This window comes from Pseudoalteromonas sp. DSM 26666, assembly GCF_900116475.1.
GTDB lineage: Bacteria > Pseudomonadota > Gammaproteobacteria > Enterobacterales > Alteromonadaceae > Pseudoalteromonas > Pseudoalteromonas tetraodonis.
In genome coordinates this window covers 331,537-348,340 of the sequence record NZ_FPAR01000004.1, presented here as the reverse complement: position 1 = coordinate 348,340, position 16,804 = coordinate 331,537, and the positions used below count along the sequence as shown (strand labels likewise).

General features: G+C 39.0%; 16 protein-coding genes and 1 riboswitch. Of the genes, 10 read left to right on the top strand and 6 right to left on the bottom strand.

The window, feature by feature from the left end; translation table 11 throughout:
- The first annotated feature begins 14 nt into the window (after positions 1 to 14).
- The 3 genes from BM380_RS09910 (at position 15) to BM380_RS09895 (ending at position 1,795) form a co-directional block, all read left to right on the top strand.
- Positions 15 to 215, top strand: a complete 201-nt coding sequence (locus tag BM380_RS09910; RefSeq protein WP_090494180.1) for a hypothetical protein — start codon at positions 15 to 17, stop codon at positions 213 to 215.
- Between the two features lie 816 nt (positions 216 to 1,031).
- Positions 1,032 to 1,274 carry a hypothetical protein gene (locus BM380_RS18425; RefSeq protein ID WP_235190292.1) on the top strand — a complete coding sequence of 81 codons (243 nt, stop codon included), beginning with the start codon at positions 1,032 to 1,034 and terminating at the stop codon, positions 1,272 to 1,274.
- Positions 1,274 to 1,795: a hypothetical protein gene (locus BM380_RS09895; RefSeq protein WP_013464310.1), complete on the top strand. Its 522-nt coding sequence runs from the start codon at positions 1,274 to 1,276 to the stop codon at positions 1,793 to 1,795. Before BM380_RS18425 ends, BM380_RS09895 begins: the two co-directional genes overlap by 1 nt.
- A 20-nt stretch (positions 1,796 to 1,815) precedes the next feature.
- Here the strand turns inward: BM380_RS09895 and coaD are convergent, their stop codons facing one another.
- Entirely contained in the window at positions 1,816 to 2,307 is a 492-nt protein-coding gene (gene coaD / locus BM380_RS09890) for a pantetheine-phosphate adenylyltransferase (RefSeq protein WP_024601870.1), read from the bottom strand.
- 178 nt (positions 2,308 to 2,485) lie between these two features.
- Between coaD and BM380_RS09885 the strand changes: the two genes are divergently transcribed.
- Positions 2,486 to 3,139, top strand: a complete 654-nt coding sequence (locus BM380_RS09885; protein WP_013464311.1) for a TetR/AcrR family transcriptional regulator — start codon at positions 2,486 to 2,488, stop codon at positions 3,137 to 3,139.
- Between the two features lie 100 nt (positions 3,140 to 3,239).
- Positions 3,240 to 4,697 carry a tRNA uracil 4-sulfurtransferase ThiI gene (gene thiI, locus BM380_RS09880; protein WP_016900261.1) on the top strand — a complete coding sequence of 486 codons (1,458 nt, stop codon included), beginning with the start codon at positions 3,240 to 3,242 and terminating at the stop codon, positions 4,695 to 4,697.
- Positions 4,698 to 4,723: 26 nt separating this feature from the next.
- Here thiI and BM380_RS09875 read toward each other — a convergent pair whose 3' ends face one another.
- On the bottom strand, positions 4,724 to 5,626 hold the full coding sequence (locus BM380_RS09875) for a ketopantoate reductase family protein (RefSeq protein ID WP_058154285.1): 903 nt from the start codon (positions 5,624 to 5,626) through the stop codon (positions 4,724 to 4,726).
- Positions 5,619 to 5,969: a VanZ family protein gene (locus tag BM380_RS09870; protein ID WP_008466003.1), complete on the bottom strand. Its 351-nt coding sequence runs from the start codon at positions 5,967 to 5,969 to the stop codon at positions 5,619 to 5,621. Before BM380_RS09870 ends, BM380_RS09875 begins: the two co-directional genes overlap by 8 nt.
- 151 nt (positions 5,970 to 6,120) lie before the next feature.
- Here BM380_RS09870 and BM380_RS09865 point away from each other — a divergent pair, with 151 nt between their 5' ends.
- Positions 6,121 to 6,603: a YajQ family cyclic di-GMP-binding protein gene (locus BM380_RS09865; RefSeq protein ID WP_013464315.1), complete on the top strand. Its 483-nt coding sequence runs from the start codon at positions 6,121 to 6,123 to the stop codon at positions 6,601 to 6,603.
- A 274-nt stretch (positions 6,604 to 6,877) separates the two neighbouring features.
- A riboswitch (cobalamin riboswitch) is annotated at positions 6,878 to 7,043 on the top strand.
- 36 nt (positions 7,044 to 7,079) lie between these two features.
- Positions 7,080 to 8,930, top strand: a complete 1,851-nt coding sequence (locus BM380_RS09860; protein WP_090494174.1) for a TonB-dependent receptor domain-containing protein — start codon at positions 7,080 to 7,082, stop codon at positions 8,928 to 8,930.
- A gap of 65 nt (positions 8,931 to 8,995) precedes the next feature.
- Here the strand turns inward: BM380_RS09860 and msrA are convergent, their stop codons facing one another.
- The 3 genes from msrA to BM380_RS09845 form a co-directional block, all read right to left on the bottom strand.
- The gene (msrA, locus tag BM380_RS09855; protein ID WP_013464317.1) at positions 8,996 to 9,532 is read right to left on the bottom strand and encodes a peptide-methionine (S)-S-oxide reductase MsrA; all 537 of its coding nucleotides are present in this window, start codon (positions 9,530 to 9,532) and stop codon (positions 8,996 to 8,998) included.
- A 76-nt stretch (positions 9,533 to 9,608) separates the two neighbouring features.
- Positions 9,609 to 12,707 carry an efflux RND transporter permease subunit gene (locus BM380_RS09850; RefSeq protein WP_090494172.1) on the bottom strand — a complete coding sequence of 1,033 codons (3,099 nt, stop codon included), beginning with the start codon at positions 12,705 to 12,707 and terminating at the stop codon, positions 9,609 to 9,611.
- Between the two features lie 3 nt (positions 12,708 to 12,710).
- Entirely contained in the window at positions 12,711 to 13,763 is a 1,053-nt protein-coding gene (locus BM380_RS09845; RefSeq protein WP_008465994.1) for an efflux RND transporter periplasmic adaptor subunit, read from the bottom strand.
- A gap of 247 nt (positions 13,764 to 14,010) precedes the next feature.
- Here BM380_RS09845 and BM380_RS09840 point away from each other — a divergent pair, with 247 nt between their 5' ends.
- The 3 genes from BM380_RS09840 to BM380_RS09830 all read left to right on the top strand — a co-directional run bounded on the left by BM380_RS09840 (position 14,011) and on the right by BM380_RS09830 (position 16,796).
- Entirely contained in the window at positions 14,011 to 14,715 is a 705-nt protein-coding gene (locus tag BM380_RS09840) for a DUF2982 domain-containing protein (protein WP_033104044.1), read from the top strand.
- Positions 14,716 to 14,750: 35 nt separating this feature from the next.
- Positions 14,751 to 15,083 (top strand): hypothetical protein, encoded by a 333-nt coding sequence (locus BM380_RS09835; RefSeq protein WP_013464320.1) that lies wholly within the window; start codon positions 14,751 to 14,753, stop codon positions 15,081 to 15,083.
- A gap of 66 nt (positions 15,084 to 15,149) precedes the next feature.
- Positions 15,150 to 16,796 carry an Lcl C-terminal domain-containing protein gene (locus BM380_RS09830; RefSeq protein ID WP_090494170.1) on the top strand — a complete coding sequence of 549 codons (1,647 nt, stop codon included), beginning with the start codon at positions 15,150 to 15,152 and terminating at the stop codon, positions 16,794 to 16,796.
- The last annotated feature ends 8 nt before the right edge of the window (positions 16,797 to 16,804 follow it).

The following is a 16,804-nucleotide window of genomic DNA, read 5'->3' as shown; positions in this document are numbered from 1 at the left end:
TAAGGATTAATCACATGCAAATTTCAGCTAATAGCCAAGTGCAAATGCAAGCATACAATAAAACGCAACAATTAAAGCCTGCAATGGAACAAACTGCTAGCCCTAAAACCCTACAATCTGATACAGTAAGTATCTCTAAAGAGGCTATGGCTGCCGCAAGCGGCGCAGATCTTCACCGCGTAGGTGGGATTGTTATACCTACAAGACCTAAATGATACTAAAGGTTATGGATGTTTTTAACTGAGTTTTTTGGTTTATTTTCTTTATCAGCTTTCTCTATGTGGGGATTTCTTATGGCGTTTTTTTTTAACGCCTTTGTGTACTCATTGAACACTAAAAGAAACTCCACTCTCTTTGTCAGCTCGTTTGTGATGATGGTCTCTTATACCATTTCAGATTACTTCCTCACATGGTTATCTATTCGAACAGCAAATTATCTCGATTGGGCACTTTATGATTTGGCTACTATAGCTGTATTATTTATTGCCTATTATTTCATTAAAAAGACCTCATCGTCATTTTTATATCTGATAGTTGGTTTGACGATAAACTCACTGCTCTTTCTACTAATGTATATAGATGTATTTTTATTGAATAATAGAACTGCATGGATATTCTGGGATATTTATACTTTTACGATCAATGTGGTTGATTTTATAATGATCATAGCTTTAATAGTAGACCGTGATTTCCTTGGCTTACACACCCTTAAAAATAAACTCATTTCATTATTCAAAACGTCTGAGCTTAACCAAATCCAATAAATGTATTATGTAGACTTATTTTTAGCAGATTATATTGATGCATTTATACAATGGGGCTTTTTAATGGTTTTGTTGTACACATTTGTATCGAGTATAAATACAGCTAATAAATTACTGGTCTATTTAGCTTCAATAATGTTCTTTTCTTACCTTATTGGTGACTTCCTTTTAGTTTTCAAAAACGTTTACCTTAACTGGATTTTTTTTGATTTCGCTACAGTTTGTATTATTTTTATAATAACAAAAGCTTCAAGCTTTGAAAGCGATGTGGCTAAAAACTATATTGTTAGTGGCTTATTGATTAATGCTTGTTTAACGTATGCTATTTACATAGATCTTTATATAAACTGGAACTCAGATCCTTGGTGGTTGTGGAGCCTGTACTCTATGGGGGTTAATGTTGTTGATTTACTAATGATTATTGCTATTTTTATCAATAAAGACTTTTTAGGGCTAATGAAACTTAAAGGTCGTTTATTTAGATCACGCGCTGAGTTTAAAAGCCTATAATGACAGATTTATTATGGCTACTTGTTAAAGTTGGCGAGAATTTAGGTAATTTTATATTGTGGTTATTTTTAATCGCTTTTCTATATAATCTTTCTTCGAGCATTAATAAACAAGATAAAAGCTTGCTGCATATTTCATTGATAATGATGATTTCTTATTTTCTAAGTGCATTTTTAAGCCTCGAAACTTCAACTTATAAAGATTATTTCATATTTGATCTCACAACTATTTTTACACTTTTTTTGTGGCGAAAAATCACGTTGCAAAATACACCTATTGCTTTTTATTACTTAATTCTGGGATTGGGTGTTAATACCTGTTTATTTTTGGGAATGCATTATGATGTTCAAGTTAAAGGAAACATTGATTATTGGTGGTTTTGGGCTGCATATGGGTTTGGCGTTATTCTATTTGATCTTATAATGGCATTGGCACTATTTATCAATAAAGATTTTTTGGGCTTAGTGAGGCTTAAGAACGTTCTGTTTCCATCAAGAGCGAAGCTACCTAGCGTAATGTAACGATACGCTAGGTGTTGTGTTTAATGCTTGGTTTTCCCGAGCCTTGATTGCAGCGCCTTCATTACTATGGTGTCAACAAACTCACTCACATCCCCGTTATGGCGTGCTACTTCTTTTACTAGTGTTGATGATATAAAGGTATTGCGCTCGGCGGGCGTTAAAAATACGCTTTCTAAATCAGGGTTTAAACGGCGGTTCATATTCGCGAGCTGAAACTCGTAATCAAAATCAGAAACCGCTCTTATGCCTCTGATCAGTACATTAGCATTATGGTCACGGGCTAAATCGGCGAGTAGCCCTGAAAAGCCAATGACTTTTACGTTATCTAAATGGCTTAAAATCTCATTTGCTAAATCAACGCGTTCTTCTAAAGTAAAACACGGTTTTTTACTTGGGTTATGAGCAATAGCCACAATAACGGTATCGAACATTTTAGCCGCACGCTGAATTAAATCAGTGTGGCCGTTGGTAAGAGGGTCAAATGTGCCTGGGTAGATTGCGGTCACTTTCATAATATTTACTGTGTTATTATTTTTAGCCGTAGTGTAGCAGTGTTTAGTGTGCAAAGCAGCCTTGTGAGTAAATTGTATATAACTGCAGCTGCGCAGTGTTACAAATGCAATGATTTGTTTATACTAGGCGGATTATTTTAATGCAGCATCGTATTTTCGAAAATTGAGTAATGAGTATATGAATACCAAGGATAAAATAATTCAAACTAGTATTTCATTGTTTAATGAACATGGTGAAAGAGCAATATCTACTAATCATATCGCATCGAGTTTAGGTATGAGTCCGGGTAATCTGTACTACCACTTTAAAAATAAAGAAGACATTATTCGCCATATATTTGCACTTTATCGTGACCATTTAAGTACTCATTTTAAGCCGGTCGATCAAGGCGACGATGCTTTTGAACACCTAGGTCCTTATTTAGATTCGCTATTTGAATTGATGTGGCGCTATCATTTTTTTTACGACAACCTTGGCGATATTCTCGCTCGCGATAGTCATTTAAAACAGGGTTACATTGATTTTCAGCAAGAGTTACTTGAGCAGGTGCGTAACATCATTTTGGCTTTACGCGACAGTGAAATTATTGCCATTGATGAACAAGATGCTATCGAACTTGCTCATACGTTAAAATTAACGGTCAGCTTTTGGACACCCTATATGAAAGCAAGAAGGCTTAGTGGTGTGCTGGTTGAGCAAGATATTTACCCTGGTATTGTAAAAGTACTGACTTTATTTAAAGCCTACAGCACCGAAAAAAGCGCAAATAAAATTAATCAGTTAAGAGACAAGTACGCACTTTTAGCAAATGCTGCTCCCCAGAATCCTTAAGCCCGTTAAGTTGGTTAGTTCCTAGGCGCTAAATTTTTTGCTATAATCCGCCGCGCCCAATACCTGGGTGCGCGAATTCCCGCAGTCTAAGAGTTAAACTATGCTTAAATTTATCGTCAAACTTCACCCTGAAATAGCCATTAAAAGCCGTTCAGTCCGTAAACGCTTTACTAAAGTGTTAGAAAATAACATTAAAATTGTATTGCGTCGTGTTGACGAAAAAGTACAGGTACGTAATAACTGGGATAACATTTCAGTTGTAACAAAACTTGACGATGCTCAAACTCGCCTTGATTTTATCGACAGCTTACAACGTATACCTGGCATCGTGCAGTTTATTGAAGTGACTGAAACAGACTTTAAAACGATTGATGACATTTATCAAAAAACTATTGAGCTAGTTGGTCACACTATTATTGGTAAAACCTTTTGTGTCCGTGCTAAGCGCATAGGTCAACATGATTTTACTTCAACTGAGCTAGAGCGTTACGTTGGTGGCGGGCTTAATCAACATGTTGAAGGGGCTCGAGTAAAGCTAAGTCGCCCAGAAGTAACGATTCGTTTAGAAATTAAAGACGAAAAAGCCTACATAGTAACGCAAACGCATTTAGGAATGGCGGGCTTTCCACTGCCAACACAAGACGATGTATTATCGCTTATGTCTGGTGGGTTTGATTCTGGCGTTGCCAGTTATCAAATGATCCGTAAAGGTGCTCGCACGCACTTTTTATTCTTTAATTTAGGTGGCGCTGCTCATGAAATTGGGGTTAAACAAGCGAGTTACTATCTATGGAAACAATACAGCTCTACTCACAAAGTTAAGTTTATTACTGTTGATTTTGAGCCAGTGGTTGCTGAAATCTTAGAAAACGTTGAGAACAGCCAAATGGGCGTTGTCCTTAAACGTATGATGATGCGAGCGGGTAGTGCCGTCGCTGAAAAACTAAATATTCAAGCATTGGTTACGGGTGAAAGTATAGGTCAGGTGTCTAGTCAAACCTTAGCTAACTTAAGTGTGATTGACCGCGTAACCGAAACGCTCATTTTACGCCCACTTATCCAACATGATAAGCAAGAAATCATCAATATAGCGCGCCAAATAGGCACTGCAGAAATGGCAGAGACGATGCCTGAATACTGCGGTGTGATCTCTAAAAAGCCGACAGTTAAAGCCAAAATTGAAGTAATTAAAGCAGAAGAAGAAAAGTTTGACTTTGATGTGTTAGATACCGTTATTGATAACGCCCGTGTTATGGATGTGCGCGATATTGATGTTGAGGCTAAGCAAGAGCTTAAAGAGGCAGAATCAGTTACAGAGTTACCAGAGGGGGCGGTTGTTGTTGATATTCGCTCGCCTGAAGAAGAAGATGCGGCGCCGCTGGAAATTGAAGGTATTGAAGTTATCCACTTACCGTTTTTCCGCTTAGCAACAAAGTTTGGCGATTTACCTAAAGGTAAAGATTATTACTTATATTGCCAAAAAGGAGTAATGAGCCAATTACAAGCGCTTATTCTTCACGAAGAAGGCTTTACCACTGTTAGAGTATATCGTCCTTAATGGCTTAATATATTAGATGCGCGGATTTAGTCCGCGCTTTTTTTTGCCAAAATTTCAGTAAGTAAGGCGTCATTATAAGGTGTTGCAATATGGTGCAGTTTTCCTTGCTCACTTATATAGCCACAAATCGCCATGATCTCTGTTTGTCTATTGTGCATTACATCTTGATGCATCGAAGAGTAATTTTCGGCAGTTAAACTCATTACTTTGTAAGCCCGCTCTAGGGCATCTATAAGCTTAATATTGAGTTTTAGCGCGGTTGCAATGTGGCATGCCTCAGCTAATAAATTAATAATTGCACTACTGTATTGCGGTGCACGTAACTGACCATTTTTTATATTGTGGTGAGCGGTTAATGGATTTATTGCAATATTAACCAGTAGCTTTTCAAACCGTAGTTGTTCAATATTGTTACTGACAATTAACTGCGGAATAGTGTGTAATTGCGCACTAAGCTGTTGAATATTTTGAATAGCTAGTTGATTACAGCCCCCTAATACACTTTGCCCGTTTCCGGTATGTTGCACAATATTAGGGTTTGACTTAAATCCAGCCATGCTGGTGGTTAAAAAGTACAATGACTGCTGCTTTGTTAGTTGTTCATTTAATTGTTCAACATTACCCATGCCATTATGACTCAGTATAATATGGGTATTATTGCCTAGATAAGGTTTTACTTGAGCATAGGCTTGTTGCACTGCAAACGCTTTTACCGTGAATAAAACAATATCAAATTCAGGAGTTTGAGATAACTGCTCTTGTGAGATAAAAGTGGCGTTAATTTTTTCAGACGCAGCGTTACTGTGGCTGTAAAAGCGAGTATTAACTGTGCCTTTTCGAGTAAGTATATATATAGCGTGATGCTTGGCTAAAAAATGGCTAAATAACAAGCCAATAGCGCCATCACCTACAACAAGTATGTTAGCCATAATGCTTCTTTTTACGCAGTGTTAACAGGGCTTTAGCTAAAAAGTAGCTCGCTGCACCAATAAAATCGGCAACAAAATCGGCCAGTGATGCTTGTCTGTAAGGAAGGCTATCTTGCATAATTTCTATTGCTGCACCGTAACCAGCGAGTAATAGTATTTGTGCATATAATGGGAGTTTAAACGCTTTATCCATAATAATGGCAAGTAAAAAGAAGATACCAAAATGCGCTACTTTATCAACATGCGGAAATAAGTTTGCCGCGCCCTTTACCTCTTTAGCAAATAAGAAGGTAAACGCAACAATACTAATTAAAAAAATTGCTTGGTAAACACGCCTTGTCACGAAAATTCCTAAAATCGTATAAAAAAGAAGCCTCAGTATATCAAACTAATTTAGTATCGCACCTGAACAAAATGCAGAAAAATGTAAAGATTTATCATTTTAACGTTATAATTGCGGCATAAAATTAAGATTAGATAGTTAGGAGAACGCTATGCCTTCATTTGATATTGTATCTGAAGTAGAAATGAACGAAGCAAAAAATGCGGTTGATAACGCCAACCGTGAACTAGAAACGCGATTTGATTTTAGAGGCGTTGATGCATCAATAGAGCTAAACGATAAAACAATTAAATTAAAAGCTGAAGCAGATGCTCAGGTAATGCAGTTATTTGATATTTTAGCGAGTAAAATCTCTAAACGTGGGATGGATGTTGCAAGCTTAGAGCTACAAGATATTTCTCGTGCGGGCAAAAATGTTTTTCGTAACGTTGCACTTAAACAGGGTATCGAAAAAGACATGGCTAAAAAAGTAGTAAAAGCCATCAAAGACTCTAAAGTAAAAGTACAAGCGGCCATTCAAGGTGAAGAAGTTCGCGTAACAGGTAAAAAGCGTGATGACTTACAAGCGGCTATGCAAGTTGTACGCACTGCTGATTTAGGTCAACCATTTCAGTTTAAAAACTTCCGCGATTAATTTATTGCCTCGAGCTCGGCACTATAGGCGCTGAGCTCAAAGCAACATGTATTTAGCCAAACACGTTATATTGTTTGGCTTTTTATTTTTGGATCTATGATAATTATCGAACCCCGAACCCCGAACCCCGAACCCCGAACCCCGAACCCCGAACCCCGAACCCCGAACCCCGTATCCTGAATCTTGAATCTTGAACCTTTGGATTTTTAGATGTTTAGACGTCCGTTGACTTTTTTTAGTAAACAGATAACAATAGCAGCCTATTTTCAAGGTGCTTGCTAAACACTTCAATGGTGTGATTTTTTTAGTAGGATAATCGGGAAGTTGGTGCGTTTTCATTGATGAAGTCAATCCCAACACTGCCCCCGCAACGGTAAAGTTATGCTGTATTAAATTATGGTAACTGAGTCCGGAGACCGGCCTTGATTTAATCTTACTTACTAACATCTTTGCGGTGGGCAAAGATAGGGGACATGATGTTAAATAAAACCGCACTGGGTGTGGCCATTTCGGCTGCACTCTCTATTTCTGTATCTGCTGCAGAACAAACCATTGAAAAAATAACCGTTACTGCGAATAAGTTCGAACAACCTATAAATGATGTATTAGCAAGTGTGGCAGTTATCGACCGCGCTGATATTGAAAAAGCGAATTATCGAGACTTACCTGCAATATTAAATACCATAGCTGGGATAGATATTGTCCGTAACGGCGGTTTAGGTCAAAAGGCAGATATATTTGTTCGCGGGGCCAGCGCTAAATATACCTTAGTACTGGTTGATGGCGTAAGAGTGAGCGATGCAAGTTCAGGTAGTGTGTCACTGACGAATATTCCAGTTAACAGTATCGAGCGTGTTGAAGTTATTAAAGGGGCAAGAGCTGCTATTTATGGCTCTGATGCGGTAGCCGGAGTAATTAATATTATCACCCGTAAAGCCTCAAATAACTCGCTTTCGGCTACTTTAGGCAGCCATAGCTACAGTAATTATCAGCTTGCTGGTGGGCTTGTAAAAGAGGGGCTTAGCTTTAATTATAATTTAGGCTACGAAGAGACGGATGGTTTTGATGTTACTGGCAAAGATCCAGCGGCTGAGTACACAAAAGATCATGATGATGATGGCTACAAAAATAAAAACATTGGCTTTAATTTAGCTTATGAGCTTGCTGAACTAGGCCAATTGAGCCTGCAATCTCAGTATAGTGAAGGCGAAGCACAATATGATAATGCATGGGGTAACGATGCCTACGACTTTGAAAATTACACCGCTAAGCTAGGCTGGAACAAAGCCTCAGATATATATAGCCAAAGTACTTCGGTGAGCGTTTCGCAAGAAGAAAATACCCAAACAGGTACCGATGTGCAGCAAGTGTATAGCACAGAGCGTGTTGAGTTTGAATATCGAGGGCTTTATACCCTTACTGAAGAACTTGATATATCGGGTGGCTTTAATTATTTATCTGAGGATTTATCAAACTCGTCAGCAACGTCATCAGAAGAAAAACGCGATAATAAGGCGTTGTTTATAGGCGCGTTTTATAGCCATAACAAATGGTTAGCAAATGCGGTTGTTAGAACCGATGATTATGACTTCCATGGCCGTGCAAACACTTACAGTACAGGACTTGGTTACAAAGCAAATAACTATGTAACACTACGTTTAAATCACGGTACTGCATTTAGAGCTCCTTCGTTAATTAATGCGTTTGTGACTAACAGCCCGTACTATTTACCAAACAATAATATTAAACCTGAAGAAGCCTTAAATAATGAGCTTGGTATAACTTTAGAAACCCAATGGGGCCGTTATGATATTGCTATTTTCGATAACCGTATCAATAATTTGATTAGTAATAATTATGATGCAGACTCAGGTAAATATATTGCCACTAACATAGATAAAGTATCTATGCAGGGATTTGAGCTGTCGGCAGAGTTTTCAGCGCTAGGCTTTGAACACTCGGTTAATTTTAGCTTTTTAGACGCTACAGATGAAAAAACGAATACCGATTTACCACGTAGACCTTCTGAATCGTTTAATTATCAACTCGCTAAAACATGGGGTGATTTTGATGCCAGCTTGGATATGCAATATCGCTCATCGCGTCCTTCGATTGCGTATTATGACTCGGAGCTCGCTGCTTATACGGTATTTAATATAGCAGCCAATTACCAGTTGCTAGATAATTTGTCGTTAGCTGCTCGAATAGAGAATATTACTGATAAAGAATATTTTACTGCTGCGACGGGCTTTGCTGCCAGTGGTAAGCTATTAGGTTATAACAGCGCAGGAAGAACTTTCTTTGTAGGGGCAAATTATCAGTTTTAGTCACTTATCCTAGTTGCCAGGAACAAATAGCCCAGCTTATTGCTGGGCTATTTATTAAAAGCACTTTATTCTGATAAAAACTCGCTAAATTCGGTTTCAAACTTATGTAATTTGGGTGCAATTAAAATACTGCAATAGCCCTGCTCAGGATTTTCATTGTAATAGTCCTGATGGTAGTGCTCTGCGGGGTAAAAAGTGGTTGCTGGGCTCACCTCAGTCACTATAGGTTCGCTAACATGACTTTGCAGCTCTGCAATAACTGCCTGTGTTTGTACTTGTTGTTGCTCATTATGATAATACACAACGCTGCGGTATTGAGTGCCTATATCGTTACCTTGGCGATTTAGTTGTGTGGCATCGTGTAGGGTAAAAAACATCGCGAGTAAGGTTTCAAAGCTGATAACACTGGCATCAAATTCAACCTTAATAACCTCTGCATGGCCACTGTTGCCAGTGCAAATAGTTTTGTATGTTGGGTTATCAGTATGTCCACCAGTATAACCAGAGCAAACACTGAGTACACCTTTTACACGCCTAAATGCTGCATCAATACACCAAAAACAGCCGCCGCCGAGTGTTGCTACTTGTGTGGTCGAACTCATAAGTACTTCCTCAATTGTTAGGGATATGTGCACTGAATAAAGCGCCGTAACAGCTAGTTACGACGCTCTAAGTGACTTAGATCTCTTTAAGCGGTTTTTCAGCGGCTTGCTTATCAAGTTTTTGTTGTAAAAACTCAGGTGATTGTGTGTTTCGCGCTAGTGCGTAATAAGCGGCTGGCACCACAAACAGAGTTAGTATGGTTGCCACCGTTACGCCAGTAAATACTACCACACCAATTACCATTCTACTTTCCGAGCCTGGACCGGAAGCCAACACCAAAGGTACGGCACTCATAACCGTTGTTAGGGAAGTCATAATAATAGGGCGCAAACGCTGTGTAGCCGCTTGTAAAATGGCCTCACTAAATTCTACGCCTTTATCACGTAACTGGTTGGTAAATTCAACAATCAGTATACCGTTTTTAGCACTTAACCCTATGAGCATAACAATACCTATTTGGCTGTATATATTAAGCGTTAACCCCATACTCCACAGCCCAAACATGGCACCCATTAAACCAAGTGGCACAGTTAACATAATAACAAATGGATGCATAAAACTTTCAAACTGAGCTGCCAGTACTAAAAAGGTCACGGTTAATGCCAGCATAAACACATAGGTCATGGCTGAGGCACCTTCATAAAACAATTGCGACTCACCTTTATAGTCAATGGCACCATCTATGTCGTTTTCCTCTGCGGCAACCTTGTTTAAAAAGTTTAGAGCTTGTTCTAGCGTGTAACCATCAGCGAGGTTGGCACTTAAAGTAATTGCACGCATTCGGTTATAGCGGTTTAAACGCGAGGCGGTGGCTTCTTCTTTTAAGCTAATAAGGCTATCAAGAGGAACAAGTTCTCCGCTACGTGATTTTAGGTAAATATTTGAAATATCAGTCGGGTTGGCAAAGTCTTGTTTTGTGCCCTTTAAAATTACATCGTATTCTTCACCGCGGTCAATAAAGGTGGTTACACGGCGTTGGCCAAGCATGGTTTCAAGTGTACGACCCACATCAGAGACTGATACGCCTAAATCAGCGGCTTTATTTTTATCAATACTGACTAAAAACTGAGGGAAGGTTTCTTTATAATCATGATCAATACGCACTAATCCAGGGTTTTTCTCAGCGCGTTTAATAATTCTATCCCGCCAATCGGCAAGTTGAGCATAATCATTACCTTGCAAAACAAATTCAATAGGGCGAGATGAACCACCTCCGCCAATACCACGGCGCATAATAGCAAATGCACGAACGTCGGTGACCTCTTGCATTTTGCCGCTTATTTCATCCATGACTTCCCATGTTGAGCGTTTGCGCTTATCCCAATCAGCCATACCAACAATAGCCACGCCGCCACTGCCACCCCAACCTGGGACTCGAACAAGCACTCGACTTAGTTCGCCAGATTCAGAATAAGGCATCAAGCGCTCTTCAATTTTTGCCATATTAGCTGCGTTATTTTCATAACTTGCCCCTTCAGGGCCATTCATAAGCACAAAGAAGGTGCCACGATCTTCTTTTGGCGTGAGCTCTGAGGGTATTTGTAAAAATAATGAATAACTAACAAACCCAGCCAAAACTAAGCTCAGCATTAAGCCCCATTTACGGGTCATGTTTGACGCTAAAGCGTTACGGTATCCATTTTCTAATTTAGTAAAAAAACGGTCCATAACTTGGCTAAACTTACTTTCTTTTTCAGAGGCCTTTAACACTTTTGAACACAGCGCCGGAGAGAGTGTCAACGCAGTGATACTAGAGAAAAACACGGCAGCACTTACTGCCATAGCAAACTCTGTAAATAGTGCGCCAATTCGTCCTTCCATAAACACTAATGGTACAAACACGGATATAAGCACTAAGGTGGTGGCTATAATTGCAAAGCCCACCTCACGTGCGCCGCGATAAGCTGCCAATAAAGGCGGTTCACCAAGTTCAATACGGCGGTGAATATTCTCTAGCATTACAATGGCATCATCGACCACTAAGCCTATTGCTAACACCAGTGCTAGTAGAGTTAATAAGTTAATTGAATAACCCATTGCTAATAAAAACATGAAACTACTGACTAGGGCGACCGGTACTGTGACCGCGGGAATAAGAGTGGCGCGAATGTTACCTAAAAATATAAAGATAATAAGCACGACTAACCCCATAGAAATTGCTAAAGTTTTATAAACCTCATTAATTGACTCTTTAATAAATACCGAAGAATCATAACTGTCTTCTATGGTGGTGCCTTCAGGTAAATTACGTTTTATTTTTTCCAGTTCACTGCGGGCGTTATCAACCACAGTTAGGGTATTGGCTTTGGCTTGTTTAACAATACCCATACCAATCATATTACGGCCATTTCCTCGGAATAAACTTTCATCATCGGCGGCTTCTAGTTTTACGTCAGCCACTTCGCCTAGACGCACTAAATAACCATCTTCACCTCGTTTAATAACTAGGTTTTGAAAATCACGTTGGTTTTTATAGCTGCGGGCAGTGCGAACGGTAAAATCACGATCAACTGATTCAATTTCACCGGCCGGAAGTTCTACATTTTCACTACGCAGTGTTTGCTCAATATCACTAGAGGTAATACCACGGGCGGCCATCGCTTGGCGGTTAAGCCATACTTTCATGGCATACTTTCGCTCCCCCCCAATGCGCACATTCGATACGCCATCAACAACGGCTAATCGATCTACAATAAAACGCTGTGCATAATCAGAAAGTTGCAATGAATCCATGGTTTCGCTGTTAAGTACAAACCACGCGATAGGGCTTTCGTCACTATTTGATTTTGATACTTCAGGAGGACGCACTTGTTCGGGTAGGCTATCAAGTGCACGCGCTACACGTTCACGCACATCGTTGGAGGCATCGTCTATGTCACGGCTAATATTAAACTCAATGGTAATGTTTGAGCGGCCATTACGACTCGATGAGTTAATACTTTTAATACCTTCAATGCCCGAAATACGATTTTCAATAACTTGCGTTATTTTTGTTTCAATAATTTCGGCAGATGCACCGGTATATTCAGTACTAATATTTACAATCGGTGTTTCAATATCTGGATACTCTCGCAAAGGCAACATGCTAAAAGCAACTAAGCCAAATGTGAGTAACAGTAAGTTAATAACAATCGCAAAAACGGGGCGTTTGACGCTAGTATCGGTAATTTTCACGTGTTACCCCTTAACGCTTACTTTACTACCTGAGCGAATTTTAATTATTCCCTCGGTAACAATTTGCTCGCCATTACTTAACCCTTTGTCTATCGCAACCCAGCCATTATTTCTACTTGCAACATGTACTTCTTTACGGTTTGCTATGCCATCTTCAATTTGAAAAACGTAATGCTTATCTTGCAGAGGAATAATGGCCTTTTCAGGCACCATCAGCGCTTGGTTACTGCTTAGCTCTAGTGCAGTTTTAAGCAACATACCTGGGCGAAGTAAACCCGATTTATTAGCAAAACTGGCTGTTACTTCTACACTGCGAGTGATTGAGTCGATACGTGAGCTTATATGGGTTACTTTACCGCTGAAGGTTTGATCAGGGTAAGCATCGTTTTGAGTGCGAACAATCATTCCGTTTTTCAATTGAGCTAAATACTTTTCAGGCACTTTAAAATCAACTTTTATAATACTAATGTCATCGAGGGTTGTGATCACAGTACTATTATTAATATACGCACCCACCGATATTTCGCGTTTCCCCAGTAACCCAGAAAAAGGCGCGGTGATGGCCATTTCATTGAGTTTGGTTTTAGCACTTTCAAGTTGTGCTTCGCTGGCATCAACGCGAGCGAGTTGTTCTTCAAGCAATGACTTGGCCGTCGCTTGCGAGCGAGAAAGCTCGGTCAGTCTGGCTAATTGACGTTTTTCTTCTTGTAAATTAATGCTAAGTTCTTTTACTGCAAATTGTTCTTGTTGGTTTTGCAGTTGTACTAATTTTTGTCCTTTGCTGACCAAGTCGCCATCTTCAAAGTAAATGCTAGTGACATAATCGTTTTGGGCGCTTTTAATGTAGATAGCCTGATTAGCACGAGCACTGCCAATGGCTTCAATCATAATTGCGTTTTCTTGCGATCTTACCGTGTGGGCAGAGACTTGCGTTGTCATTGCCGAGTAATTGGCTTGCTCGCCCTGTGATGCGGGAAAATACAAATAAACGCTAAAAATTATTAGTAACGAAATAATAAATGGAAATAAGGCTTTACCTGATTGTTTAGAGTGCATTGTTTTCATACCTGAAAATAGATTATAAGTATTGTACGAAATCAGGACAAAAAAAGGCGGTTATGTATCTCATTAATTTGTGCGTTAAGCGTAAAAATAACTGATACTTAGTCATTGCGCATATTTAACAGTAATAATGGGAGTTAATTGATGAGCTTTAAAACATCATGCAAACGCTGTTTAACGCTGAGAAAGTTAGTATTGTGGGCTATTATTATGTTTATATTTTATATGGCGTTTTTTCAGTATGGCTAATATAAATAAACAAATACTAAATTACCGAGCGCAAGGCGCTAAAAATGGAATTGAAATATTAATGGTAGGCAGCATTGGCTTGATTATTATCATGCTGTTTAATTTATTACGCCCAGGCGAAATAAGTATTATCGAAATTTTTTTAGTAAGTTTATGTATTGCTGCAATTTTAATTGGCTTTTTTAAAACACAAGAACCTTTTTATAGTATTATTTTAACTGAGCAGCAATTAATATATCAGCATAAGTATGGACAATGGCATTTACACCCAGAGAATTTGCACCATTGTGGTATACCTAAGGTTGATAATGGCATTGATTACCTTGAGCTTAATGCGATTGGTATTAAGTTAAATGATATAGATTCATTCTTGTCTGCTTTAGCTCCAAGAATTGCGGGTAAATTGTTGATAGAGCAGCGACATTTCTTTATGCAAGTTGTTCAAAAAAATTGCAAAAATGGGCATTGCCCATCAGAATGGTTAGTTGAAGATAATAAATATAGGTCAAAAAAAGGAATTGACTATAATGGGCTTATAGCAATGTTTGCTAATAGGGCTAAGCATCTTCAGCTTCTAACAGGGTATGACTTACTGTTACCAGCCAGTGTAATAGAAAGTGATATTTGGGAATTTAGCGCAAATTTAAATAAATGGAAGCGCGATCCCTCTCAGTTTATAAAGTCGCAGTGTGAATAATAATATAAGCACTCACTGCGGGATTAGGAATAACTATGAGCCAAGACAGATCTTTCATTAAAAGTGGTCGAAACACCATAATACATAAAGACAGAAAACTAGATTTAGTGATTGTTAATGGTGAGACTCACCCTAAAATTAAAGTAACAGGTAATGGTCTTGAGCCATTTAAAGAAGAACTGCCAAAAAACCGCCGAGATGCAAAAGAGCGTTACCTCGACGTTGTTTATATTACTAGTGCTGATGTATTTAGCGAAGAAAAACAATTGTTGTTTATTCAATCCTTAGATGGCCGCGAATATAAAGTAGATTACAGTAAAGTTGGCACTAAATTATTTGTTCGTATTCATCAAGATAGCTATTTATAATTTATAATGGCATTTTTTTTGCTTAATAGTTTTATTAGATAATTTTAAGACAAAAAGGTGCTGAGTATGAGAGCAATTTCGTTAATACCACTTATGTCATGCTTGCTTTTGGCTGCATGCGGAGGGGGAGGCGGTGCTGATAACAGTGATATAAAAACATCAGTATTTGCAGGTAACGATCTTCAAGTTGTAGAAAAATCAGAGTTTACTATTTCTGCAAAAGGCTCTCCTGCAGATGGTACATTTACTTGGCAGCGTGTAAGTGGCCCTATTATAGATGTGTTTCCGCTTGAAGGGGCTGAACAAACCATTACTGCACCAGATGTAAAGTCTGACAGTGAACTGGTATTAAGAGTTAGCTATCAAACCTCAGATGGCAGTTTAGTGAATGACGACTTGAGTGTTTTCATTGCCTCTAATAATCAGCTTCCTCTTGCTGTTGTTACTCAAGTTGCTCCTGCAAACTTGCCCTCAGTTTATAAGGATACTGTAACCCTAAGTGGTTTAACTTCCACAGACCCAGATGAAAATGGCGAAATTAGCAGTTATTTGTGGCAATTATTGTCAGGGCCGGATTTAACAATTGATAGCTATACCAATCCAACGCTTAGTTTTTCTCATCCATTATTAGAAAATAACACCAACTTAAAATGGCAGCTCACCGTAACGGATGATGAAGGCGGAGTATCTGCATCACAATTTGATATGATCCTTAATAAAACAGCTCAAGTGATTATTGCCGATGCAGGCGCTGATCTAACAGTAGAAGAGTTTGATAAGGTTATTTTAGATGCCACTGCAAGCGAAGCGGCAACTCAATCTTATCAATGTATGTGGCAACAACTTACCGGTAATGCAGAAACCCTGATTGAACCGAAGTCATGTACTGCCAGCTTTTTTGCCTCTGATATTGATTTAAATGCAACGCTTAGCTTTGAAGTACAAGTTATGGACTTAAAAGGGCGCACCGACACAGATACCGTATTTATTGATGTAACACCCAAAGCGCTTGGGTTAATAAATGATACAGGGGTAGGAGAGTGTTATAACAATACTCAGCGAATTAATTGTAATAATGATGAATTTCCAGCTCAAGATGCTGATCTTGGGCGCGATAGTTTTGCCAATCGTTTAGGTAAAGTGGGTAAAGGGAATCTGGCTTTTGATTACACCAAACTTAATGAGTTTGCCGATGAGCTTCTCGATGATGCGCAAAACTTTAGCTGTATTCGTGATAATACTACCGGCCTTGTTTGGGAAGTAAAAAGCCCTTATTCCGGGGTGTTACCAAATACCACTTTACGTGATGGGCAAAACCGTTACATTTGGCAAGGAACTGTCAATAGCGGCGATGTAGCGGGTAGTGATAATACCACGTGCCCGAGCAATACTGATTGCGGATTACAAACCTATATTGATGAAGTTAATGCGCTTGATTTTTGTGGTGGTAGTAACTGGCGTTTACCCACTTATACTGAACTTTTAGGTTTAATTGATTACGGTAAACAAGGGCAAAACGTATTGATAGATACTGCATTTTTTCCTAATACACCATCGACTAACACCGAAGGGCATTTACGCTATTGGACCTCACAGACCGCGGTTGATGGTGCTAGTTTATCTCAGGCTTACACTATCGATATGATGGATGGCAACGACTTAGCCTATCCAAAAGATAATGCCGCTTATGTGCGCTTAGTTAGAAATCGTTAAGGTGATTA